Origin of the sequence: Carboxydocella sp. ULO1 (assembly GCF_002049255.1) — a bacterium.
Taxonomy (GTDB): domain Bacteria; phylum Bacillota.
This window is the reverse complement of the sequence record NZ_BDLQ01000037.1, coordinates 1-474: the sequence shown is the minus strand read 5'-3', so window position 1 is coordinate 474 and position 474 is coordinate 1. Positions and strand designations below refer to the sequence as shown.

Here is a 474-nt window from a genome sequence, read left to right as displayed (position 1 = left end):
ACGATTATCCGGTTCGGGCAATATGGAATTCCATACTAGCGGGTATTGTGTTCCAGCATGAGAGTGTGGAGAAGTTACGGCGGGAACTGGCCCGCAATGGTCAATTACGAGAGCTTTGCGGGTTTAATGAACAAGTACCGTCGCCCTGGGCATACACCCGGTTTTTAAAGGCACTGATGAAACAGGAGAAATTAATAGACGAGATGTTCGATAAAATGGTGAAGCAATTGTCAGAGATGTTACCGGACTTTGGCAAGAACCTGGCTATGGACAGTAAAGCAATTTCATCATTTGCCAAACACAAAAATAAAAAGGGAGAAAGAGACGGTCGCCGGGATACAGATGCGGACTATGGCAGGAAGGAATATAGAGGGGTGTACGAGAACGGTAAGGCATGGGAGAAGATCGTGAAATGGTTTGGGTACAAACTGCATCTGATAGTTGACGCGACCTATGAACTTCCGATAATATTCA

General features: G+C 45.6%; 1 protein-coding gene. It reads left to right on the top strand.

Annotation, left to right across the window (positions count from 1 at the left end):
- Positions 1-47 precede the first annotated feature (47 nt).
- Positions 48-474: transposase (locus ULO1_RS07565; protein ID WP_242947913.1), on the top strand; the 427-nt coding region annotated here is incomplete at its 3' end.